The sequence below is a fragment of the Butyricimonas synergistica DSM 23225 genome, from assembly GCF_000379665.1.
Taxonomy (GTDB): Bacteria; Bacteroidota; Bacteroidia; order Bacteroidales; family Marinifilaceae; genus Butyricimonas; species Butyricimonas synergistica.
In genome coordinates this window covers 1,176,270-1,200,885 of the sequence record NZ_KB903359.1, presented here as the reverse complement: position 1 = coordinate 1,200,885, position 24,616 = coordinate 1,176,270, and the positions used below count along the sequence as shown (strand labels likewise).

The following is a 24,616-nucleotide window of genomic DNA, read 5'->3' as shown; positions in this document are numbered from 1 at the left end:
AAATATATGAAAAAGAGGTTTGTACAATATATGATTGTTTCTTTGATGACCTTTGCAGCTATCGGTTGTCAAGATGATTTTATAAAGGACGAAACCATAGGCAAAGGCAATGCAAGCATATTTGCCACGCTGGACTTCAAACCTATGTCCTCGGCACTGACCCTGACCCGGTCTGCAGGGAATGCCCTAAAGGATATAAACAGCCTATATGTGTTGTTGTATAATTCCGACAAAAAGCTAATAGAAAAATGGGAAATAAAAGAATACACAGAGTCCGATCCCTATCGTACGGATACGGATGCGGAAAACGGTTTTTTGGCGGAAGTAAGCACCAAACGTGCTACTTTCAAGCTACCGCAGGAAATCGCCTTCGGCAAGTACTACATGTATGCCGTGGCAAACATACCTGACTTACTTGAAAATGAAGCCTATTCCGAAGCCATACAAACGGTAGACGATCTCAAAAATATTTCTTTGCTATGGGACACCGAAAACGTGGCTAACAATGGCCAGATGATAGGCTTTTTTACCAAAAAATCCGAATCGGCTCTATCCGCGAAGGACGAGTCGCTCGTGGTAAATGAAAAAAGCGTAAAACTCCACGCGTGGCTACGCCGTGCGGCTTCCAAAGTGACGGTGGCATTCGACGCCTCCCAATTGAATGACGGCATCCGGATACATTTCAAATCGGTAAAGATAAAGCATATACCTAAGACATGCTACCTGGGGAGCGAAAATACGCCCGGCTATACATCGGCAACATTCGAGAAAACGAACGGCAAGAATCTTGCGGAAGAACTTCATGAAGACGGAGAAATCTATTACTACAACGGCATCCCCGACGATCCCGATAACGAGGCTTTTGAATCGTGGCCGTTTGTTTCGCGAGGCAAGCCCATATACGGTCTTATGCCGTCTGGCCAGCCTGATCCCGAGTCGCCCGAGATAGCCGATTATCATACGGAAAACACTCCGGCCCTTTATTTCTATGAGAATTTGCAGGGTAACGAAAAATCGAAACCCGGAATTAAGGACAAACGACAGGATCATGATGGCAATGGAGAGCTTGATGCACCCGGTCTGCCCGAGGATAAAACTTATTGTTCGAAGGATGGTGTCGAGTTCGGAACTTACATAGAGGTGGAGGCGTATTACGATGCGCGCTTGAGCGACCGTCCCGGCGAGGGTAAGATTATCTACCGTTTCATGCTCGGGCAGGACGTTTATAAAGACTACAATGCCAGACGCAACTGTCACTATAAATTGACGCTTAAATTCAATCGCTATGCCAACGATGTCGACTGGCACATAGAATACAGAGAAGACAAGGAACTTATTGTACCGAACCCGTACTACATTTCCTACCTGTACAATCAGTCAGCCACGATTCCCATTAAACTCAAAGGCAGCAATCTGGAGAATGTAAAACTGGAAGTGTGTATCATCGAAAACCACTGGTGGCCCACTTTGGAAGCAGGTGACGATTACCAATATGCCGACACGTCAAAAGTCTATCCAACACCTCAGCGTACGGCTGTATGGCATGGTTTCCTGTCACTCGCGTATGATAGCCGAAAAATTATCGGAGATGATAAGAAGTATAGCGATAAGGATTGGAATAAAACAGAATGGCAAAATAAGCCTGAAAACGAAAAACGGACGTTTGAGGATTTGACAGTCGGAGATCATGGCTCCTATTCCGTCGAACAGGCGGAAGGCGGCGGTTTACATCTGAAAATGCCGTTCTATACGCGCCCAAAGCAGATGATTCCAACAAGTGGCTATACAGGGAATAATGTTTACGTGGCATATCCTCGCGAAGCGAAGTTACAGATGAGAATGTTGGATAAAACTACCGGGCAGATACTTCAGGACAAGGATGGCAATAACTTGATAGATACCATTTCAATTATTCAGGTACGTCGGTGCGTAAATCCCAAAGGCGTGTGGCGGAGCTGGAATAATACTGAGAGTTTCCATGTGGTAATGAAGATTCTCCCTCAAGAAAGTGCTGATAAATTTGAGACATACGACTCTAAAGGTCCTTGGCGGGCAAGGGTCGAAGTCGGTGATGATATGATCAAACTCAGGGAAGCCAGTGGCGATGATGGATACGTGCACGGGACTATCGACTCTCCGATGGATTTCCATATCGACTTCAACGGGACGTGTGCAGATAGTGAAACGGTACGCTGTGCGATTGTCTTGGTTGAATACAACAATTACACGTGCCATCACCGTATATTTGTCCGTCAGGGTTATGCACCATTATCGCTGAATGACCAAAATATAAAATGGCATTCGTTCAACTTGTACAGTTCCTCAGCAGAAACCCTTTCACCATTGGAGGAGGGATCGCTTTTCAAATACGGGAACTTGGAGGATGCCATTCTTGCCGAAAACAATAAAACTTACGGCTTTCAGAAACCGGTAGGCTCGAATACACTTCTTTTGGCCGGCGGTGAGGCTAAATCATGGAGCAATATTACTGCAAACACCGCTGATAACGCTCCAGGTTTTTCAGATAAGAATATAGTAGTGGCAACAGGAAACAATCCGACCGGATCTAAAGTCAAGGTTCGTGTGGCAACTGTAGCTGATTATAAAAATTTGCGTGATGGTGCAAACAGGGAATTTGGCTACGGGGTGCTCTATGGCGATGGTGCAACAGAAACATTGGAAAATGTTGATGAGGTGTACGGCTATTATAGAGATGGAGATAAAAGATGCGGAATGCGCGGATGCTTCGTGTACAATAAAGTCAATGGAAATAATCTGTTCTTTCCGATAGGTGCCTCCGGTTATGGCAGACGTAGAACAGAAAAGTCGTGGTATGGCTCAGGAATTAGTCTTCCGGGTGCGCTGCAATACGCGTGGCGAAGCAAGAGGTATTCAACGTATAATGATGCATGGTCGACACTCGCGTACAGGCCGATGTTCGAGAGCGTGTATATGAGGCCGGGTGCGGTTTACTGGTGTGAAAAGTTAACTGACGGGCTATGCTATCTTGATGTTAACTATTTTACCCTCGATTTTAGTCCGGGAGAAAAAGAACCGTTGCAAGGTACTAACGGTTCCGCCTGCTTTATCCGGTGCGTAGAAGATGTAAAGCCATGAACAAATGCAACCGGCAAAGAGGCTGCAAGCCGGAGACGGAAGCCAAATACCGCCCGGCTTTTGAGCTATATACCGCCACAGACCTCTCCATCGCTGAGATTTGCCGTCAGCGCGGAATTTCCGTCAGCGGTTTTTCCCGCTATATCGGCACCTACCACCGCCACCTGATGCTGGAACGCAACGGCATCACGTGCGGCCGGGAGGAAGCCGCCGCTATCAAGATGAACCAGAGGCGGGGGCAGCGGCCCGAAACCCATGCCAAATACAAGGAGGCTATCGTGGCATGTGGCAGTATGGACTATATAGAGTACAACATATCGCAAATTGCCCGTGAGTTTGGGTTGGACAGTACGAACCTCTCCAGGCAGTTGCGTACGCATTATCCCGAAATACTGGAATTCCGGGAGCGGGCACGGCAGCGGTTGGGGTTGGACGACGGCCTTCCTCGCGGCACGCGCCCGTGGTGCAAGGAACAGTATGCCGAGGCGGTGGAACTCTTGCGTGCCGACCGTTATATCACGGCTCAGGAGGCCGCCGGGCGTTGCGGTGTCTCCTATTCCGGCTTGAAACAACACCTGATATTCTACCACAAGGAATTGGTTGAAAATCGCATCAAAATACGCGAACAGGCGGTAAAACAGCGATGCAAAGGCGAGATAACGGGGCGCGGGACGCTTCATGCTCCAACCCCGGGAATCATCGGGAAATACGCGGAAGCCCTGCATCTATACCGCACCACGCCACTGTCCGCCCGAAAAATAGCCAAACAGACCGGGGTATCGGTAAAAGGCTTCTACGAATACTTGCAAACCTGGCACAAGGACTTGGTCTGCGAGCGGAAAGGCATCCCTTACGAGGAGGGCAAGCCCGTGGACTGGTCATCCGTGCGGAGATATAACCCTGCCACCGCAGCCAAATACGCTGATGCCATTGCCCGGTTGAAAGAGGGTGGACTCACCACGGCAAAAGTCGCCACCGAATTCGGCTTGAATCCCGAATGCTTCAGACAATACTTGAAAGAACATGAACCGGAACTGCACGCCCGTTTGGGAATGAAAACAACGGAAAACGGCAAAATGGTATCGCCCAAAAGCATGGAAAAATACAAGGAAGCCATACACCTGTATGAAACAACCTCGGAATCCTTGAAATCCATTGCCCGCCGTTTCGGGCTGAACGACTGCTCGCTGGGACAATTTATCAAACGCCATTTGCCCGAACTCATAGAACGTCGTAAACTGCGGGAATAAAGAGTCCGTAAAGTCCGTAAAACCATAAGGTCGAAATATTACAAATTTATAGATAATTGTATTGATAATCAATAATTTGTTCTATACTTGACTTTATAAACTTTCAGAACCGAAGGTTCGACTTTATGGACTTTATGGACCAGGAGGTGTGTCAAAACACACCTCTCATTCTTATCTATTGTGATCTTTCAAGATAACGTCATGAGCGCCACCTTCCACGATACTGGTGGATGAAACCAGCGTGATCTTGGCGTTTTTCTGTAACTCCGGGATAGTGGTTGCCCCGCAACTGCACATGGTTGATCTGATTTTGCCGATCGTTACGTCCAAGTTGTCTTTCAATTTCCCGGCATAAGGTACATAGCTGTCCACGCCTTCTTCGAATTTTAAGGATTCGCTGCCCCCCATGTCATAACGTTGCCAGTTGTGAGCGCGGTTGGAGCCTTCTCCCCAGTATTCTTTCACGTAATTATTGCCTACCATCAATTTCTTGGTGGGCGATTCGTCGAAGCGGGCAAAGTAACGTCCCATCATCAGGAAGTCGGCACCCATGGCGAGAGCCAATACCATATGATAGTCGTGTACCAAACCGCCGTCACTGCAAATGGGCACGTAAATGCCGGTGTCCTCGAAATATTTATCACGGGCTTTTGCCACATCGATAACGGCAGTTGCCTGTCCGCGTCCGATACCTTTCTGTTCACGGGTGATACAGATGGAACCTCCGCCTATACCTACTTTAATGAAGTCTGCTCCAGCTTCCACCAGATAACGGAATCCGGCTTGATCTACCACGTTTCCGGCTCCCACGAGAACCTTCCCGTTATATTCTTCTTTGATCCATTGTAAGGTTTCTTTTTGCCATTCAGAGAAACCGTCGGATGAGTCGATACACAAAACATCGACGCCTGCTTCCACGAGGGCGGGAACCCGCTCTTTGTAATCCCGGGAATTGATACCTGCACCGACAAGCAATTTCTTGTCCGTCATGTTCAACAACTCGTTCGGGTTGTCCTTGTGGCTGTCGTAGTCCTTGCGGAACACGAAATAAACAAGATTTTGATCTTTATCTATAATAGGCAATGTATTTAACTTGTGATCCCAAATGATCTGGTTCGCCTCGCTAAGTGTCATCCCGACTTCTCCCACGGTCAGTTTGGAGAACGGGGTCATGAATTCTTTCACCTTCCGGTCTTTCGGGTCTTTCTCCCCGCGGTAATCACGGCTGGTAACCAAACCTAATAATTTGCCGTTCGGGGTCCCGTCATGGGTTACTCCCATCGTGGTGTGTCCCGTTCTTTTCACGAGCGCCAATACGTCTGCCAGCGTGGCTTCCGGGGTGATGTTCGAGTCGCTGGTAACAAATCCGGCTTTGAATTTCTTCACCTTGCGAACCATCTCGGCTTGTGACTCGATAGGTTGTGAACCGAAAATGAATGACAATCCACCGTTGCGGGCAAGAGCGATTGCTAATCCCGAGTCGGAAACCGACTGCATAATGGCGGAAACAAAGGGTATGTTCAGTTCGATAGCTGACTTTTCGCCTTTTTTATACTTCACCAAGGGTGTCTTCAATGAAACGTTGTTTGGAATACATTGTTTCGTGGTTAAACCGGGAATAAGCAGATATTCGCCGAAAGTTCTTGATACGTCGTCCAAATAGATTGCCATAGAATTTATTTTTATACGAATTGATTAAAAATTGGGCAAAGATAGTCAAATTCCCGGAATAATCAGAAGGTATGGGAAGTTTTTTATCGGGGAGTTCTTTGTCTTTCGGTTTAATGAATTAGTGGATTAATGCTATCTTTGGCTCGGATTAAATTTTGAACGATGATGTTTATCCGTTGGAATGTCGAGCCGATAGCTTTCACGGTATTGGGGATACCGATCATGTATTACAGCCTGCTGTTTATCGCGGGGACAGTGTTGTCCGTGTGGATATTGAAGTGGATATACGAGCGGAACGGGATGCCGTGGGAACATCTGCAGGTGTTGGTGATGTTGAGTTTAGTGGGGTTGTTTATCGGGGCACGCCTGGGACATTGCTTGATATACGATTACGCTTACTATGGGGGACACCCGTTGGAGATTTTTTTGCCTATTCGGGAGCTGCCCGGGGGCGGATACGGGTTTTCGGGTTACCAGGGGATGGCGAGTCATGGTGGGGCGGTCGGGTGGATCGTGGCGTTGGTGATTTATTCCCGGATCACGGGAGAGAAGGTTATCCGGACGCTTGATGCCGTGGCGCTGGTACTGCCTCTGGCGGCTTGTTTTATCCGGCTGGGGAATCTCGTCAACTCGGAGATCGTGGGTGTCGGGGCAAATGTGCCGTGGGCTTTCGTCTTCGAAAGGGTGGACACCTTGCCCCGGCATCCGGCACAGCTGTACGAGGCGATAGCGTATCTGGCTATTTTCGGGGTGAATATGTTACTTTATCGCCGGATAGGACTGCAACGTTACCCGGGTGTATTGTGGGGCTGGATGCTGGTGACTGTATTTAGTGCCCGTTTTTTGTTGGAATTTTTGAAAGAACGGCAAGTCCCTTTCGAGGAACGAATGTTACTAGATTTTGGACAGATGTTGAGCATTCCTTTTATTTTGACGGGGATATTATTTTTGTTATTCGCTTGGCGGGTAAGTTATAGAAACAGCTAATTATTCTTTTCCTGCTCTTTGGGCTATAGATACGCTACCTCATAAAGGTATTATGAACGTATCATGAACGCATCATAAACGTAGATTTGCGATGGTGTTACGTTCATGATACGTTTGTGATACCTTCTTGAGGTAGGGAACGGGTAGAGAAGAGATAGGGGACGGGTAGGGATTAATATGCCAGTCGCACGTTGTCTACCCAGAATTTATTGCCGACGGTGCCGATGTAAGCCTCGCCGTAGCTGGAAGAAACGCGGAACACGAGGTGGGTTGGTTTATCGTCAGCATTTCCCCAGCCTACTTCCTCGATGGGTACGGATTTTCCTTTGCTGTTGATGCAGTAGAGGGATTGGTCTTTGGGAATCAGTTGCATGAAGGGTTTGTAGCCCGGTTGTCCGGAGGCATCGCCGTACAGGATATTCAACCTGTGGTTGTTCACCCAGTCGGGATTGGTTTCCGATATGCGTTCTACCACGGTACCGACACGTTTGGCAAAGACATTGCCGTTCTCGTCTTCCCAGCGTTTTTGCAGGATAACGTATATCTCGGCGGAGTCCCGTCCCGGGACGTCTACTATTTTACTGAATCCCGTGGCTTTGATCCGGTGGTCGGTTGCCGGGGTAAACATTTTATAGTCGAGAACGATGGCTTTCGGGGTTTCCGTGAAAGGGATTCCGGCGTTCAGTTTGCTTTGCGGGTTTTTCGTGTCTTTGATTGGTTCCAGCATCTCGCCGAGGTAGATAGTGCCCGGCACGAGCACTGTGATATTGACGATTCCCAGTACTTTGCATTTTTCCATGAGTGTTTCCAACCGGACACATTGTCCGTCGTCCCTTTTCTCGGGGAACACGGAGATGCTGCATTTCGTGACACCGCTGACTTTTGCCATCACGTTGGAGGTTCGCCAGGGCGACATGGGCGAACTGTTGTAAGGGACGTCTCCCCGGATGGTATCTACCGGAGCTACCTCATAGAGGACTTTCGTGTTTCCCCCGATGACAAAAGATTCATCGATGATTCGCACCATCCAACTGTTGAAATCCCCGTAAGGGATCAGTTTTTCCGTGGTCGGAGGGGTTGTTTGGGCTATGCTGTTAATACTTGTTCCCAAGATAATCCCCAGACATAAAGTCTTTATCATTTTGCTAGGTACCAATTTTTTCATTTTATGTTATTTTCTACTGTTCAAATATCTTCTACGATAGATCGGTTTTTCGGGTTACTATGCAAGAAGTGTGCCGATGTGATAAATTGATATAATATTTAAAGATTTTGGATGTACCCTGTTTTTGCTGTTTGTTCGTTATGTTTTCAGATGGGGATAGTGAAGTATGGATAATTAGTATAACGAATAAAAAAGTGTTTGTATGAAGAATTGGTATGTAATGTTGATTTGTTGCACGTGTTTGTGCGGGATGGTGCAAGGGCAGGAAAAGGCTTGGTCGAAGAAAAATTTGCCTCGTGATTGGCATTTAAGGTCTTTCGAAAAAGATGGGGTGTACGGGGCAGCCGTGTATGATGCTTACGAGTATTTGAAAGGGCGTGAGCCGAAACGACGTGTTGTGGTGGCCGTGATAGACGGGGGAATGGATATCACGCACGAGGATTTGCGGGAAAGCTTGTGGGTGAACGAGGGGGAGATCCCGGGCAACGGAGTGGATGATGACGGGAACGGGTACGTGGATGACGTGCATGGATGGAATTTTTTGGGGACCCCTGACGGCGGTTCGGTGAAGACGATATCGGCGGAAGCGGACCGGTATTATATGTACCTGAGGGAGCGTTTCGACGGGGTGGACACGAGTCGCTTGTCAAAGCGGGAGAAGAGTCTTTATCATTATTACGTGAATGAATTGCCCAAGGTGTCTGAATTGGCTGACGCGTATAATATTTATATGAACGTGAAGACTTATTCAGAGCTGATGGATGGGTTCGATCGGCGGTTGAAGGAGATGTATCCCGGGGTGGAGTTGGAAAAGGAGCATTTTGTCGCTTTGGGTGAGAAGTTGGAATGCAGGCTGGAGAAGAGGGCGTTTGAATATTATCTTGACCGATGGAAATATTCCCCGCGGAATAATTGGGAACAGATGTTGAATTTGCGGCATACGCTGTTGAAAACTTTCGAGGGACGTTATAGTGCGAAACTCCGGGCTTATGAGGCTGATGGAAGGAAAAACGTGGGGGATGACTTGAATGATGTCAAGGACCGCTTTTACGGTAACGCCACGATGACCCCTCACGATCACGGTTCTCACGTGGCGGGGATTATTGGTGCCACGCGGGACAATGGCGTGGGCGTGGACGGGGTGGCTGATGTGCGGTTGATGAGTTTGCGCGTGTGCGCGGATGGAGGCGATGAGTACGACAAGGATGTCGCTTCGGCGATCAGGTACGCGGTGGAGAACGGGGCTAATATTATTAATATCAGTTTGGGACGTTCTGTTTCGATGCACAGGGAATGGTTGGATGCGGCTCTTCGGTTTGCGGAGAAGAGGGGGGTGTTGGTTGTTCATGCTGCCGGGAATAACGGTCGCTGCACGGATCATGCTTATGATTACCCGACCCGCTATTCGAGTAAGGGAAAGGCCGTGAAGAATTTGATTAACGTGGGTAATTCTTACGCAGATGGGATGCCCGTGATGAGTTCTAATTTCGGGAAAGATGAGGTCGACTTGTTTGCCCAAGGAGGTATTATCTATTCGACGATAACGGGCAACGGGTATAAGGATTTTACCGGAACGAGCATGGCAGCTCCCGTGGTTGCCGGGGTCGCGGCGTTGATCTGGAATTATTTCCCGGGGTTGACCGTGAAGGAGTTGAAAGGGGTTTTGCTGGATGGCGTGACTTCTAGGCGAGGGGTGGAGGTTTCCCGCCCGGCAGGAATTTGCGTGTTGGGCAAGGAGAAGGTGTATTTCGAGGATTTATGTGCATCGGGAGGAATTTTGAATGCTTTGGAGTCCGTGAAATTGGCTGAAAAGTTGTGTGAAAACAAAAAGTAAGATGATGAAGAAGAAAATAATCATTTTCGTGGGTGTGTTGGCTTTTGTGGCTTTGATTGCTGTTATTTTCTATCCCGGGAAGAAAGGAGAGGTCGTCTGTGATATGATCGCTTTGCTTGGGGTCTACGAGGGCGAAGCAACGCTGGATATTCCCGAGAAAATCAAGTCTATGGCGAAAGATGCCGAGGGTAATTCCCTTGTACCGGGCGGGCCTATGCCTTGTACCGTGGCGATTAAGGCTGGCGAGGCGGGCAAAGTGTCTATCGAACTCGTGGGGTTTCAAATGCCCGTCAAGGGAATTGAGTTAAAACCCGTGTCGTGTGGCGTGACGCAGCTCGACGGGATGTATAACTTGTCGGGCGACGGGGAAATAGATTACGGTGGACAGAAGTTTTCTTATTCCCATTCTGGAAAAATGAAAGACATGGAACTGGAATTAAACGCTACTCTAGTCATTATTCCCTTCGTGATTGAGCCGAAGGTGATGTTTAAAGGAAAGAAAAAGGATAATTGAATCAAAATTAATACGCTTTCCACCAGATACAATAGACCGCGAAGCAAGCGATCGTGAGCACTCCCGTGTAGATGATGACCGACGTGTATTTTATGCCGAGCGGGCGTTTCACGAGAGCCCTGTCTTTCCGGTAGTCCAAGGCGGAGGCTATGCCGTTCACCCGGAGGCAGAGGCGGTAAATGCCGTAAGTGGCGAATCCTGCCGCGAACCCTACCACCGTACCGAATAGCAGGTCGCCGGGGTAATGTACTCCCACGTAGATGCGGGTGTAGCAGGTGACGATAGCCCAAAGCATGAAGAATGTCGTGACGGCCCTGTTCTTGAACAACAGCATCATGAAGCAAGCCAACGCGAAAGTGTTGGCGGCGTGGCAAGAGGGGAAGCCGAATTTGCCTCCCCGGCGGTCGTTCACGAGATGCACGATGTCCGCGATCTCCGGGTTGCGGGAGGGGCGGGGGCGTTCGAATATCGGGCGCAGTATCGAGCTGCACGTCTGGTCGGCAATCACGATAAGCAGACCGAATATCACCGCGGTAAAAATCGCCATCCGCGGGTTGAAATTACGCCACAGCACGAACAGGATCGAGGCGTACAAGGGTATCCATACCAGTTTGCCGGTAAATATATACATGAACGAATCGAGGTAAGGCGTGTGCAGGGCGTTTAACGCGAGGAAAATAGTCTGGTCTAGTGATTGCAATGATTCTAACATGGCACGGAATTTTATATAATAGCTTATTTTGGCAAATGTACTGAAAAATGCTACATTTGCCGAAGTGAGTTTGTAGTTTTTTATTTTTAACTTTTAATTTTCCCATGGTACTGTTCCCTAACGCCAAAATCAATATAGGGCTTTTCGTCACGGAAAAGCGACCGGACGGTTTTCACAACCTGGAAACTGTGTTTTACCCGATAGATTTGCACGACATTCTTGAGATTCATGCCGTTGGCGGTAGCCGGGGGCATTGTTCTTTCGCTGCGACGGGGATAGCCATCGATTGTGCCCCGGAGAAGAATCTGGTTACGCGGGCGTACCACTTGCTGGCGGAGGAGCATGACTTGCCTGCCGTGGACGTGCACTTGCACAAGGTGATTCCTTACGGTGCTGGATTGGGGGGAGGCTCTGCTGATGCTGCTTTTATGCTGGTGGGATTAAATCGATTGTTTTCGCTCGGGTTGAGCGAGGGGCAACTGATGGCGTATGCCGCACAACTGGGTAGCGATTGCGCTTTTTTCGTACAGAACCGACCTGTTTTCGCTTTTGGGAAAGGGGAACTGATGGAACCCGTCGATTTGTCATTATCGGCATACTCGATGGTACTCGTCAAGCCTGACCGGGGAGTTTCCACGCCGGAAGCCTACCGGGGTATCGAGCCCCGTCCCGCCGCATTCGACTTGCGGGAGATCGGCAAATTGCCCGTGTCCGCGTGGGAAGGCGTGGTTGCGAATGACTTTGAAGCATCCGTCATTCCTCGTGTGCCGGAAATCGGGGAGGTCAAAGATAAACTCCGCTCCCTCGGGGCTCTCTATGTTGCCATGACTGGTAGTGGCTCTGCCGTTTACGCTCTGTTCAAGAATCCTGTCGACGTTGGCGAGTACTTCCCCGGTTGCTTTGTCTGGAACAATTGATTGATTTAAAATCTTGCTAATCTAAAATTAATAAATTCTTTTTACAGTCTATATTCCTCGATCTTTCGATACAGCGTGGTTAGCCCGATTTTCAAGAGGTGCGATGCTTCTGTTTTGTTACTGCGGGTGTGTTGGAGTACACGTGCGATGTGGCGTTTTTCAACAGCGGCAAGCTCGAACCCGGGGGAGTCACCTGGCAGTCTTGAGGGAATCGAGGAACTCGGGCGTCATGCCTTCCACGGTTTTTCCTAGTTGGCAGGAGAAATGTTGCACGAATACCCGTGCTAGAATCTCGATGTCGTCTTTGCGCTCCCGTAGCGGCGGCAGTACAAGTCTTCCCGGAAATGTCCCGCTTCCACTTCTTTCTTTAAATCCCGGTTGGTGGCGGAGATGATGCGCGTGTTCACTTTTGCGGGACGCGTGTCGCCAATCTTGATATATTCCCCAGTTTCGAGTACGCATAGCAGTTTCGCCTGCAACTCGTAAGCCATTTCCCCGATCTCGTCTAAGAAGATTGTCCCGTTGTAGGCTACCTCGAACAATCCCTTTTTGTCCTTCACGGCTCCCGTGAACGAACCCGCCTTGTGCCCGAATACATATCGAAACGGCATTATCTCGCCCTGTATTTATTGTCTCGGAGGATGGCTAGAATCTTTTCTTTCAGTTCGCCTTGCATGATGATTTCCCCGTCCTTGACCGACCCGCCCACGCCGCATTTGTTTTTCAGCAACTTGGAAAGTTCCTTCAGGTCGTCTTCCGTTCCCACGAAACCTTGCACAAGGGTCACCGTTTTTCCCTTGCGCTGCTTGGTGTCGAGCGTCACTCGCAGGTTCTGTTTCTCCGGGGTGAGGGTTTCCACTTCATCCTCCCCGTCATACTCATACCGGAAATCCGGGTTCGTGGAGTACACCACGTTCACTCGTCCTTTCTTGTCGTTTTTATTGCTCATGGTCGTGTAAATTGTTTCGTGAAGACAAAAATAGAAAATTATCGGGAAGTTTAGAGTAACTTTAAATTTTAAACTCTAAACTTTAAACTTCAATAGAAATGTGTAAATTTGCAAAAGTGCAATTGATTTTGTTATGGCAATAGTATCGCATAAAGAGTTTAAGGCTTTCTTCGAGAGTTTCTTTCTTCCCGTGTACACCTTGTTGCGGCGGTACACCGGGGAGAGCGAGCTGGCTCGTGATTTTGCGCAGGAGGCTTTCACGCGGGTATTCGAGCACCGGGAGGAATTCGAGACGGTGGAGAATGCGAAGGCTTTCGTGTACACGGTTGCCCGCAATATTTACCTCGACCATTGCAAGCACCAGCGGATCAGGGAACGCTACAAGGCTCATCTGGATGAAGAAGATGCGGAGGATGGTGATTTCCTGAAAGAAGTCACCCGGCAGGAAACGTTCCGCATCCTGTACGAGGCAATTGACAAGTTGCCCGCACAATCCCGCTCTATCATCCTCTTGAACCTGAAAGGGAATAATAACTCGGAAGTTGCCGAGGCGTTGCATATTTCCGTCAACACGGTGAAGTCATTGAAAAAGAGTGCTTACGTGGCATTACGGAAGTTGCTTTCCAAAGATATTTTGATGATTCTTCTCGTTTTGATGGAAAAATAATTATCTCCCACTCACCCACTTTTTTCTCTCGATCGTCTTCTATATAAAACCATAAACCGGAAGGAATGACTGATTTGTTGAAAAAACGTTTTGACGTGGCCCGCTGGATAGCCGGGGAAATCGCCGGGACTCTCGACGAGGGGGAACGTGCTTTGCTGGAACGGTGGCGGCAGGAGTCGCCCCGGTACGAGGAGGAGTATCGCGAGGCGAGGGCGTATATCCTGTCACGGGAAGAGCGTGCTGGGAAGGAGATGGTGAAAGGCGAGTGGCAGCGGTTTGAGCGGAAGCATTACGGGCGGCGTTTGGTATGGCGCACCGTGGCGAGGTACGCGGCGATGCTGGTGTTGCCCTTGTGTGTGGCGGGATGGCTGTGGTTCTCCGGGGACGGGGAGGGCAGGTTGTCCCGGACGGAGGACACGGAGATCGTTCCCGGCGGGGGAAAAGCCTTGCTGATACTGGCTAACGGGCAATCGGTGGAGTTGTGGGACGAGAAGGGGCTTCAAGTGGACACGGGGGGAAGCGTGGTGTCGGCAGCCGGGGAGAAGGTGGTGTACCGGCAGCAGGCGGATTCCTCGACAGCGGAAAAATATAACACGTTGGTGGTGCCCCGCGGGGGGGAATTCTTCCTGGAATTGCCGGACGGTACGCGGGTGTGGTTAAACTCGGAATCCAAGTTGCATTTCCCCTTGCGCTTCAAGGGAAACCGGCGCGAGGTAAAGCTGGAGGGAGAAGGGTATTTTGAGGTGATGAAGGATGCGACAGCCCCTTTCCACGTGCTCGCGAACGGCGCCGATCTGAGGGTGCTGGGTACGAGTTTCAACGTGACGACTTACCGTGGACGGATGGTGGCTACGCTGGTGGAGGGACGGGTATGTCTGACGTACAGGGATGAATCCGTGCTGATGCTTCCTAACGTGCAGGCGGAAGTACTCCCTGAAAATGGGAAGATCGTGACGAGGATGGTGGACGTGAAGCATTACACCCTGTGGAAAGACGGGATATTCTATTTCGAGGGAGCAGACCTGGCGACAATTATGGAGCGATTGTCCCAATGGTATGACGTGAACGTGACCTTTGGTAATGAGGAGTTGAAGAAATCGCGATTTTCGGTCGAGATGAAACGTTACGAGCATATCCGGGATCTATTAATGAAGATAGAGAAAACCCACAAAGTCAGGTTCTTGATACAGGGAAGAGAAGTGCGGGTGGAGGAATACCGGGAACCGGGTAACTAAAAGAAGCGATTCGTGGGGAATAATATCCCTAGAAATAATGACAAAAAAGAACCCAGAGAGATGTTATTTTTGTTGAAAATTTGAAAGTAAAAATAGAATACAAGTAAGTCGAGTGAATTTGTAAAAATGTAAGCAGGCAATGTTCGCACCATTGCCCGCCTGCTAAGTTCATCATTGGATTAAATGTGAAACCTAAAAACAAAAGTATGAAAAAAAATGACACGCTAGGCTATTTCAAGAGAGAAAAGCTGTGGAGGAGGTTGTTGTCGGTCAAGTTCTTGTGCCTTTGTATGCTGATACAGAACCTTGCGTTCTCCGCCGGCTACTCGCAAGACGTGAAATTGACCCTGAAAGCGGACAACAAGAGTTTGACGGACATTTTTGCGGAGATCCGCGGGAAAAGCCAATACACTTTCGTCTACAATTTAGATGATTTGCAAAACATCCGCGTGAAATCGCTGGACGTGAAGGACGCCTCAATCAAGGAAGTATTGGACAAATGCCTGAAAGGCACCGGCTTCTCCTACGAGATCGAAGACCACGTGGTCATCGTCCGTGCCGATCGCCCCGCCCAAGACGAGGTGAAGAAAGTAACCCTGAAAGGAATCGTGATGACCACTGATTCGGTACCTATCGCAGGAGCCACGATTTTATTGAAAGGAACTTCTATGGGAGTAGTCTCGAATATCGAGGGTAAATTCGAGATGACCATCCCGGAACAGGAGGAAATCATGCTATTGGTTTCTTTCGTGGGTATGGAAACCCGGGAGGTGAAGGTAACAGACGTGAAGAAAGAGATTAAGGTGCTGTTGAAGGATAAGATAGACCAGTTGGAGGAGGTGGTGATCACGGGTTACGGGCAGACGACGAAACGGCGTTCGACGGGATCCTATGGTACGGTGAACGAAGAAGTGTTCGTGAACAAGGCAATTCCCACGGTGGATATGCTGTTGCAAGGACAGATCGCTGGAGTGAGCGTCGTGGCGGTTTCCGGTCGTCCGGGTGAAGCCGCTAAGATCAGAATACGCGGAACGAACACGATCGATGGGAGTGCAGAACCTTTATGGGTGGTTGATGGGGTGCCATTACAACAAGATATTCCTAAAATTCGTAGTGGACAGATTAATTCCAATAATCTGAATGAGATTTTCACGACCGGGATAGCGGGGATTAATCCGAGCGATATTGAAAGCGTGACGATCTTGAAAGATGCTTCAGCCGCTGCTATTTATGGATCAAGGGCGGCAGGAGGAGTTGTTGTTGTGACCACAAAGAAAGGAAAAGCCGGAAAGATGAAGGTGAATTATCATGCGACTTTTACCGTAGGATTGAAACCTCAACGTGATCCAGAGCTAATGAATTCAAAGGAAAAATTAACATGGGAGCAGGAGTTGTGGAACGAGTTTTCCGCAGGAATATTTGAAAATAATAAGGCAAAAGGTATATCAGATCATTTTCCGGTAGTGGGTATCGTGGGTATGCTTCGGGCAGAGAAACTTGGGAAAGATAATAAATTATGGTCAGACGAGGGGTTCGTGGCATTAAGTGAATCAGAACAGGATGCTTATGTCAAGAACTTGGGAAAACAAACAACAGACTGGTTTGATGTATTGTTTCGTAATTCATTCTCCATGAATCATAATCTTTCATTTTCTGGTGGATCAGATAAAAATACTTATTATGTGTCCCTGGGGGTTACAGATCAGAACGGATTGGTAAAAGAAACAGATTACGAGCGATATAATATGAATGCGAAGATCAATATGAAGCCAGTAGAACGCTTGAATATGATGTTCGGGATTGATTTGTCAAAACAAAAGTCAAAGAGCTATTCTTTGTCAATTAATCCTTTTGAGTATGCGTATTTCGCTAATCCTTATGAGACATTGTACAATGAAGATGGAAGTTATCGTCCTGATTTCACTTATTTCAACTTAGCTGGCATAAATGACGGAAATAAGATTGATGCCGTGATGCCGGTGAACGGGTTTAATGTCATGCGAGAATTGAAGGAAACTTCAAGTATGGCGGATAATTCAAATGTAAGAGTGCAAATGAACTTGGACTATAAGATATGGCATCAATTAAAGTTTTCAGGGTTAGCCTCTTATTCATATTACATGAATAAAGTAGAAGATATCAAGGGACGTGATACTTACGGAGCGTTCTTGGATAGACTCTATTTTGATATTGACAACCGGGATTGGTTACCTTACGGGAACATAACACAGACTTCGGCTAATGGTTCGAGTTATAACGTGCGGGGGCAATTAGAATATCAGAATACATTTGCTTTCGATCATTACCTATCAGTGCTTGGTGGTGCGGAATTGCGCGGGGACAAAAACCAACGTACTTATTTCAAACGCTTCGGGTATGATGAAGTAACGGGAAATTCCGCTATGCCAATTCGCCCGGAAGCAAGCGCGGAGGATGTGGCAAAATATGCCGACTTGATGGACAGGAATGCAGGAGAAACTACTTCTGAAAATAGGTTTGCCTCATTCTATGCCGCGTTGGATTATAATTATCTGGAACGTTATTTGTTGAGTTTGACATTCCGAACGGACGGTTCCAATAATTTTGGTAGTGATGAGCAATTCAACCCGACTTGGTCTCTTGGTTTAGGGTGGCATTTGGATGAAGAAAACTTTATGCAATTTGCGAAACCGGTTGTTAACCGGCTATCCTTGCGTATGGCGATGGGATACACGGGTAATATCGTGAAGTCGGTTAATAAAGAATTGGTTTTGAATTACTCGACCACTTACTGGAACGGTTTACGAACTGGTAATATGAATTCGGCTCCCAACCCGAATCTGCGTTGGGAAAAGACGAAGGATATGAAAATTGCGTTGGATTTCGGTCTGTTTAATGACCAAGTGAGCGGTTCGGTAGAAGGATATTACCGGAAGAGTTCCGATATTGTTTCGATCACGGATGTACTTGCCACGACCGGATTCACGGGACAACCATATAACGTTTCAGAGATTAAAAATAAAGGCGTCGAGGGTACATTACGAGTACAGGCGTTGAATGGCAAAGATTTTAAATTAACGGTTACCGGAAATATTGCATGGAATCAGAATATTTTATCAAAGTATAGCCGAAAGCGAATTATTCAATACGGTAGATACGAAGGATTCCCGCAGGAGGCTGTCTTTGGAGGACGAGATATGGGTATTGATCCCCGGGATGGCGTGTACACTTACGAGTTAAGACCGGATGCTCAAATTTATAAGGGATCTGATTTACAGAATATTGATAATTACCGGTTTTATCTTGGGACGTCTGTGGCTCCGGTTTCCGGTGGTTTTAATGTCGATTTCTCTTATCGTAAATTAAGGTTAAACGTGGGAGGAGTTGTATCATCTGGAGCTAAAATATTGAATCTGGTTCATTCTCCGGCGAGTTACACGACTGTAACATCCTTGGGAACTGGGGAAAAACCACAGACCGTGTATAGTGATTTATACCGCAATCACTTGAATGTAGCGAAAGACGTGACTAACCGATGGACAAAAGAGAGAAATACCGGTGTGAAATACCCGAGACTCGTGGATTATTTAGGTGAACCTTTGTTGTTGGATGAGTATAACGTGCATAAAGTGGATATTACGAATGGTTCGTACTTGGAAAACGTGTCTTTCTTACGAATAACGAATATTTCCTTGTATTACGATTTGCCCGATCATGTATTGAAATTGCTAAAATTGACATCATTAGGTTTTTCGTTGACATTAAATAATTTTATCACTTTCACGAATTATTCTGGGATAGACCCGGAAACACCGGGAACAACTTACCCACTGACGCGTTCACTGACATTTGGATTGAATGTCGGATTTTAAGATCGTGTATAGAGAAATATTAAAATTAGAAAAAGTATGAGAAGATTTGGTTTATATATAACGATATTACTCTTGTTGGGACATAGTTCTTGCACGAGTTATCTGGACGTGAAAAATAAAGGGGAAGTAATTCCAAAAACGGCAGAAGAGTTCTCTGCGTTATTACATGGGCACTTGAATGATATAGACAAGGCAAGTGAATACGCTTTCTTCGGGGCTCCTTCGAATGCATTGGCTTTCGAGTGTTGCACGGATAATCTTGACGGTAATTTGATAACTATAATTGATCTAGATCCTATTTCTATCCGGGAGCAGATAAACAGTCTTTCCGGTAAATATACTTCTCTTTATGATGTTATAAAGGATTGTAATATAGTGTTACATGAGTTGAAAGAGAGGGATACCGAGTTCGGGAAAAAATTGTTAGCAACAGCTTATACACTCCGGGGAGTTTGTTACTATAACCTAATGCGTGATTTTTGTGAACCATATAATAAGGATAGGGCTAACGAACAATTAGGTGTACCGTTAGTCGAGAAGTTTGATATGGAAGGAACTCCTGAAAGGGCGACTTTAAAGGCGACGGCGGATCTTATTATTGAAGATTTACAGGAAGCTATAAAATTGAATCAAACGGATAAACAATATCGTTTCCACGTGGAGGTGGCTAAGGCTTATCTGGCAAGAGTGTATCATTGGACTCAAAATTGGGAGTTAGCGGCAAGCACGGCAAAAGAAGTGTTGGAAGTTTATCCTTTGCTTCGTGGTGAGGCTTACAAGGAGATGATACAAAGCGAAGTGAAACAGATGGGAAACGAGTTGCTGCGTAGCGGTATCGCTCAAGCCTCCGGGTATGTTTACCGGGAAATGCGAAGATCGAAATATCGTCCTGTATCACTTGACTTGGTAAAATTGTTTACTGAGAAAGAGAAAGATATTCGTTACACATTCTTTTTTGATGCAGAGTTTTTAAATACCAAGATGGTGAAAACAACCTTGCGTGGTGCCGAGATGTGTTTGATTATGGCGGAAAGCTATGCTCAAATGGATGATACTAGGAATGCTTTGCAATATCTGAATCACTTGCGGGCAAATCGTATCAGTGATTATGCCCCTTACACGGAACATAACTTGCCTGGCATCGATGCCAGTGCCTTAGTTAAGGTTGATGCCCATGGTAAGACTTTGACTCCCTTGATATCTGCTATATTAAATGAACGGCGTAAGGAATTGTATCTTGAATTTGACCGCTGGTACGAATTGAAACGTAACGGTAGTCCTGTGATGTGGTGGGGATATAATGGAGTTAAATTTGAAACTCCTAAGTTTATGTATGTTTTCCCGATTCCGAGAACCGATATGGCATTAAATCCCGGGTTGATACAGAATCCCGGATACGAGGAACTTTAATTGGATGTTTAATATTAAAAATGCTAAAAATGAAAATATTGAAATATATTATAGGAATAGGATTAATTGCTTTGCTTTTTGGAGGGTGCGATGACGTGGATGATATGCCACCTCGAATAGATGATATTCGGACAACTTTTATTTTGCCCGCACAATCCCGTTTGACGAATGCGGAGCGGGATATAGTACAAGCGAGAATAGATGCTTACAAAGAAGCAATTGGAAATTAAAGAAGTTGAATGAATAAAGAATAGAATTATGCGAAAGATTTTATTTATATTCTCGTTATTTGTGAGTTTAAGTCTTGCGTGGGCTTGCTCTGACGATGATGATAAAGAACCGAGATTGAGTTTCGGACGTCCCATTTATATTTTGAGAGCGGCAGATTCATTGGCTGTAGAGTTGAGCGTGTCAGAACCCGTGACTGAAACTATAAGGGTGCCTTTTACTGTTGATGGGACTGCCGTGCTTGATGAAGATTACACTTTACCAATTCGGGAGTTTACCCTTCAACCAGGGGAGACGATGGATACCATTTATATTTATCCGAAAAATAATGTGGTTAGTGAACGAGAGATTCGTTTGAGTTTGCAGGAAGTGCAAGGATTCCGTTTGTGGAATAATCGGTGGGCGATGATTCCAGTAGAAATTAAGGATGTTTTTACAGGATCTTTCACACAGACCTCCATAGATTTGAAAGGGGAAATAGTGATTTCCGCGAAGATGTTGGTTCGGGGAGAGGATTATATGTACAAGCGTTCTGTGCTTCGAGTTCCTTTTGAAATAGATCCGGAGTCTACGGCTGTCGAGGGTGAGCATTACGAGATTGTTGGAGGAGAACGAGAATTAGTAATGGGAATTATGAAAGCGACAGCTGACATCACCGTGCGTTTTTTGAAAAAGGAAGAGGGCAAGGACAGGGTTGTACTACGCTTGGTAGAAGGTGGGCTTTTTGAGGCAGGAACGAATGGATTCGTGGTGATTAACGTGAACGGACCGACTCCGTTTAAAGAATTTGTAGGAACTTGGACATCTCCAGTATTGACTAGCGTGGATTTTGTCAAGGGAATGGTATGGGGACACCCGAATGATTGTGACCATCTTCCGATAAATAATTTGTCAATAGATAGGATTGTCTTCTCCGAGGGGGCTGCGAAAACTTTGAATGTGGATGGTGTACAGGGTGATTTAGCGAAGTATTTGCGTAATTGTGAGGTGACTTATATCGGGGAGGCGCCCGAACAATTATGGGATCAAGATGCTATGGGAATAAAACGTGATGTCGTAACCTTGGAACTAGGTAAAGCGAACGTGAATTATTCGGCGACGAGTGTAACCGAAAGAAAGGCAATTATCCTGGTGCGTTTGTTAAGCAAGGGAAAAGTACTTGAATTCAGGGTGATAGACTACGAGCCTACGGATTTCTTGACAGGAACTTATAGAGATCAGATGAATCCGGGATGGGGAGATCCACCACAATATCCGATGAGAGAGCTTTACCCCATGGTATTCCGTTTTACAAAAGCAGAATAGGGGTGAAAGTTTAAAGATGAAGAAATGAGAATTAACCTCTCTTCTTTATGCAGGGGAGAGAGGTAGTTCTACTCTTACAATTAATTTCAATGTCTTACTATAAAAATGAAAAGTATGAAAAAATGGATGTTAGTATTGTTGGCAGTGTTCGTGTTTTTTCCTTTTACACGGGAAGCTGGGGCTGCTGATCGTAAGAAGAAGGGTAAACAGACGGAGATCAAAGCGCCCGTGAAGAAAAGTGCTTATGACAAATTGTTCCAGAAGAAGTCGTGTGAAACCGTGAAGAGTAATTTTATCACGCTTCACAAGGTGGACGGGAAGTTGTATTTCGAGATCCCGGTGAAGTACTTGGGACGGGAGATGTTGTTGGCTTCCACGTTGACGTCGACTTCGAGCAATGATTTTTGTGACGTGGGTTACAAACAGAATGACCCGCTGCATATCCGGTTCACGAAGATAGACAGTACGATATATCTCAACGAGGTGAATGCTTACGTGACCTCAAACCCGAATGAGCCTTCTTTACAGAAGGCTATTGATAAGAATTTCATGGATGCAGTCCTTTATTCTTACAAGATTGCGGCTTATAATCCGGACAGTACGGCTGTCGTGATTGACGTAACTCCGATATTCACGACCGACATGAAAGAGTTTGCTTTCTTGCCGACTTCTATCATGGGGTTGATACAAGTGGTGTCCACTTTCAACAAGGAGGGTGCTGCTTTGGGGGCAATCAAGGCATTTGACGATAACCTGACCGTGAAATCCATGTTGTCATACAAGGTATCACTGCGATTCATGTCGTTCTCGTTTTTGGATAACATGCCGTTGACGGCTACGGTGACCCGTTCACTGTTGTTGCTGCCGGAGGAGAAGATGCGTCCCCGTATCTCGGATTCCCGCGTGGGTATATTCGTGACGAGCAAGCAGCATATTTCCACGGAGAAAGATGGTGTGCAGAATTACACGCTAGCGAATCGCTGGCGTATGGAACCGAAAGATGTTGCCGCTTACAAGCGAGGCGAACTGGTGGAGCCTGTGAAACCGATCGTGTTCTATATCGATGACGCTTTCCCGGAATTGTGGAAACAACCGATCAAGGAGGGTACTTTACGTTGGAATGCCGCTTTTGAGAAGATCGGCTTCAAGAATGCCGTGCAGGTACGTGATTTCCCGACGGATGACCCGGAATTTGACCCGGATAACCTGAAGTATTCTTGTATCCGTTATCTGCCGTCGTCCACGGCAAACGCCATGGGTCCGTCTTGGGTTGACCCGACGACCGGCGAGATTATCAACGCTTCCGTGTTGGTTTACAACGACGTGATCCGCTTGATTAATAACTGGCGTTTCGTGCAGACGGCACAAATCGATCCCTCGGTGCGGGCAAAGAAGATGCCGGACGACATCGTGAAGGAATCCATCGCTTACGTGGTGGCTCACGAGATCGGGCACTGCCTCGGCTTTATGCATAATATGTCGGCCTCGGCTTCTTATTCGGTGGATTCCTTGCGTTCCGCTTCTTTCACGAATACTTACGGGACGACTCCTTGTATCATGGATTATGCGCGTTTCAATTACGTGGCACAACCGGGTGACAAAGGGGTACGGCTGACGCCTCCCGACTTGGGGATTTACGATCATTTCCTCGTGAAATGGAGCTACCAACCTTTGTTGGATGCGAAAAACGAATGGGACGAGCAGGCAACTTTGGAGAGTTGGGTGGACGAGAAAGCGGGTGATCCCCGTTATCGTTACGGCAGGCAACAAATCTATTCCCGCTATGACCCGAGTGCCATAGAGGAAGACTTGGGCGACGACCCGATGAAGGCAGGTGCCTATGGTATCAAGAATTTGAAGTATATTCTTGCGAACCTGAATGATTGGGTTGCCGATGATACGGATTTCACGCATCGGGAACAGTTGTACAAGCAAATCGCTAATCAGTATTATCGTTACATTATGAATGTGATGTATAATATCGGTGGTATTTACTTGACGGAAGTGAAGGATGGTACACAGGGACAACGCCATGTGTCTGTCCCGAAGGACGTGCAAAAGGCATCGCTGGCATGGATTCTGAAAGAGTTTAAGTCTTCCGATTGGTTGAATGATAAAGAGTTGACGACGAATTTCAGCTTGGCTGTCGATATGACTCCCGTGTTGCAAAAACGGGTGTTGGATCAATTGGAGCGCCTGACGGGGAATATCCTTTTGTCTTCTCACCTGGCTGCTAATCCTTACACGGTGAAGGAGTATTTGACAGATTTGTACAACGGTGCTTTCGATAGCACGATCAAGGGACGGAAATTGACGGACACGGACAAGATGCTTCAACAATTTATCGTGGATGTTTCCAGTAGTTCCTTGAAAGAAGCCGGCGGTGGCGCTTTGCGGATGTTGACGGATGTGGCTTACATGCCTTCCGTGGATGAGATTGCGGCTTACGGGTTGGATGAAACTGGTTTTATCCATAAATACCTGGATAAATTCCGTCAGCTGGAAGAAGAGAAGGGCATCGGTTACGTGGCACAGCAAATGGCATTGAACGAGTTCGGGTATGGTTACGGTTTCGTGCGGCGTGTCAACACGGGCGAGATCGACAATTCGAAGGTTTATTTGCAAGACATGGCACTGAAAGCACAACGTTTGCTGTCATCTCAAGTTGCCGGGGCAACGGGTGACACGAAGGTTCATTATCAATCTTTGTTGATGAAGTTGAACAAAGCGTTGAAAGATAGTAAATAACCCTAATGGTTCTATTAAAAAAACGTACAAGCAACGTTATGCTTGTACGTTTTTCG

17 protein-coding genes and 1 pseudogene are annotated in these 24,616 nt (G+C 46.9%); 13 read left to right on the top strand and 5 right to left on the bottom strand.

What is annotated here, in order from left to right; genetic code table 11:
• Nucleotides 1-6: 6 nt before the first annotated feature.
• Nucleotides 7-3,117 (top strand): DUF4906 domain-containing protein, encoded by a 3,111-nt coding sequence (locus A3CY_RS0105300; RefSeq protein ID WP_026207332.1) that lies wholly within the window; start codon nt 7-9, stop codon nt 3,115-3,117.
• On the top strand, nt 3,114-4,367 hold the full coding sequence (locus A3CY_RS23260; protein ID WP_018336863.1) for a hypothetical protein: 1,254 nt from the start codon (nt 3,114-3,116) through the stop codon (nt 4,365-4,367). The genes A3CY_RS0105300 and A3CY_RS23260 overlap by 4 nt, the downstream gene beginning before the upstream one ends.
• Before the next feature lie 171 nt (nt 4,368-4,538).
• Here A3CY_RS23260 and A3CY_RS0105290 read toward each other — a convergent pair whose 3' ends face one another.
• Entirely contained in the window at nt 4,539-6,038 is a 1,500-nt protein-coding gene (locus A3CY_RS0105290) for an IMP dehydrogenase (protein WP_018336862.1), read from the bottom strand.
• Nucleotides 6,039-6,200: 162 nt separating this feature from the next.
• Here A3CY_RS0105290 and lgt point away from each other — a divergent pair, with 162 nt between their 5' ends.
• Entirely contained in the window at nt 6,201-7,025 is an 825-nt protein-coding gene (gene lgt, locus A3CY_RS0105285) for a prolipoprotein diacylglyceryl transferase (RefSeq protein ID WP_018336861.1), read from the top strand.
• 172 nt (nt 7,026-7,197) lie between these two features.
• On the opposite strand, the gene A3CY_RS0105280 is transcribed toward lgt, so the two are convergent.
• On the bottom strand, nt 7,198-8,190 hold the full coding sequence (locus tag A3CY_RS0105280) for a PCMD domain-containing protein (protein WP_240388125.1): 993 nt from the start codon (nt 8,188-8,190) through the stop codon (nt 7,198-7,200).
• A gap of 202 nt (nt 8,191-8,392) precedes the next feature.
• Here A3CY_RS0105280 and A3CY_RS20295 point away from each other — a divergent pair, with 202 nt between their 5' ends.
• Together A3CY_RS20295 and A3CY_RS0105270 are read left to right on the top strand one after the other, a co-directional pair.
• The gene (locus tag A3CY_RS20295) at nt 8,393-10,024 is read left to right on the top strand and encodes a S8 family serine peptidase (RefSeq protein ID WP_018336859.1); all 1,632 of its coding nucleotides are present in this window, start codon (nt 8,393-8,395) and stop codon (nt 10,022-10,024) included.
• Nucleotides 10,025-10,028: 4 nt separating this feature from the next.
• Nucleotides 10,029-10,538 carry a hypothetical protein gene (locus tag A3CY_RS0105270; protein ID WP_155828185.1) on the top strand — a complete coding sequence of 170 codons (510 nt, stop codon included), beginning with the start codon at nt 10,029-10,031 and terminating at the stop codon, nt 10,536-10,538.
• A gap of 7 nt (nt 10,539-10,545) precedes the next feature.
• Here A3CY_RS0105270 and A3CY_RS0105265 read toward each other — a convergent pair whose 3' ends face one another.
• Nucleotides 10,546-11,250 carry a phosphatase PAP2 family protein gene (locus A3CY_RS0105265; protein ID WP_018336857.1) on the bottom strand — a complete coding sequence of 235 codons (705 nt, stop codon included), beginning with the start codon at nt 11,248-11,250 and terminating at the stop codon, nt 10,546-10,548.
• A gap of 104 nt (nt 11,251-11,354) precedes the next feature.
• Between A3CY_RS0105265 and ispE the strand changes: the two genes are divergently transcribed.
• Nucleotides 11,355-12,167, top strand: coding sequence for a 4-(cytidine 5'-diphospho)-2-C-methyl-D-erythritol kinase (gene ispE / locus A3CY_RS0105260; RefSeq protein WP_018336856.1), 813 nt, complete (start codon nt 11,355-11,357; stop codon nt 12,165-12,167).
• A 41-nt stretch (nt 12,168-12,208) separates the two neighbouring features.
• Here the strand turns inward: ispE and A3CY_RS22660 are convergent.
• A pseudogene (locus A3CY_RS22660) lies at nt 12,209-12,763 on the bottom strand (sigma 54-interacting transcriptional regulator); the annotation flags it as partial.
• A gap of 14 nt (nt 12,764-12,777) precedes the next feature.
• On the bottom strand, nt 12,778-13,116 hold the full coding sequence (locus tag A3CY_RS0105250) for a translation initiation factor (protein WP_018336855.1): 339 nt from the start codon (nt 13,114-13,116) through the stop codon (nt 12,778-12,780).
• Nucleotides 13,117-13,249: 133 nt separating this feature from the next.
• Here A3CY_RS0105250 and A3CY_RS20285 point away from each other — a divergent pair, with 133 nt between their 5' ends.
• The 7 genes from A3CY_RS20285 to A3CY_RS0105215 all read left to right on the top strand — a co-directional run bounded on the left by A3CY_RS20285 (nt 13,250) and on the right by A3CY_RS0105215 (nt 24,560).
• A complete protein-coding gene (locus A3CY_RS20285; protein WP_018336854.1) occupies nt 13,250-13,783 on the top strand; it encodes an RNA polymerase sigma factor in 534 nt (177 codons plus the stop codon).
• Nucleotides 13,784-13,848: 65 nt separating this feature from the next.
• The gene (locus tag A3CY_RS20280; RefSeq protein ID WP_018336853.1) at nt 13,849-15,018 is read left to right on the top strand and encodes a FecR domain-containing protein; all 1,170 of its coding nucleotides are present in this window, start codon (nt 13,849-13,851) and stop codon (nt 15,016-15,018) included.
• A gap of 206 nt (nt 15,019-15,224) precedes the next feature.
• On the top strand, nt 15,225-18,869 hold the full coding sequence (locus A3CY_RS0105235; RefSeq protein ID WP_018336852.1) for a SusC/RagA family TonB-linked outer membrane protein: 3,645 nt from the start codon (nt 15,225-15,227) through the stop codon (nt 18,867-18,869).
• A 36-nt stretch (nt 18,870-18,905) separates the two neighbouring features.
• Entirely contained in the window at nt 18,906-20,279 is a 1,374-nt protein-coding gene (locus A3CY_RS0105230) for a RagB/SusD family nutrient uptake outer membrane protein (RefSeq protein ID WP_018336851.1), read from the top strand.
• A 29-nt stretch (nt 20,280-20,308) separates the two neighbouring features.
• Nucleotides 20,309-20,509: a hypothetical protein gene (locus A3CY_RS0105225; protein WP_018336850.1), complete on the top strand. Its 201-nt coding sequence runs from the start codon at nt 20,309-20,311 to the stop codon at nt 20,507-20,509.
• Between the two features lie 28 nt (nt 20,510-20,537).
• Nucleotides 20,538-21,812 carry a hypothetical protein gene (locus tag A3CY_RS0105220; protein ID WP_018336849.1) on the top strand — a complete coding sequence of 425 codons (1,275 nt, stop codon included), beginning with the start codon at nt 20,538-20,540 and terminating at the stop codon, nt 21,810-21,812.
• 114 nt (nt 21,813-21,926) lie between these two features.
• On the top strand, nt 21,927-24,560 hold the full coding sequence (locus tag A3CY_RS0105215) for a zinc-dependent metalloprotease (RefSeq protein WP_018336848.1): 2,634 nt from the start codon (nt 21,927-21,929) through the stop codon (nt 24,558-24,560).
• Nucleotides 24,561-24,616 lie beyond the last annotated feature (56 nt).